1 protein-coding gene is annotated in these 234 nt (G+C 36.3%); it reads right to left on the reverse strand.

What is annotated here, in order from left to right:
- Positions 1-234: hypothetical protein (locus SCA31_RS25585; protein WP_410699726.1), on the reverse strand; the 234-nt coding region annotated here is incomplete at both ends.

Genomic DNA, 234 nt, shown 5'->3' on the forward strand with positions numbered 1-234 from the left:
ATTGCTCTGAGAATTTTGTGGAGTTCGTATTCCTCATTGGTTTTAAAAGTAACAGGATGCAGGACAAGCATTTTAGAACTCAGTTGCTGATATTCCGGTCTGATTAAAAAATTAAGTTCGTCTATTCTGACACCTACAAACTCATTTTCCTTCAACTTAGCAGGAATATTACTCATCGGATAGACGATAAATACATTCTTAAATTCCGGCGCTGTCTCCTGAAATTCTTTTCCT

Source organism: Chryseobacterium sp. SIMBA_028, assembly GCF_046535285.1.
Classification (GTDB): Bacteria; Bacteroidota; Bacteroidia; order Flavobacteriales; family Weeksellaceae; genus Chryseobacterium.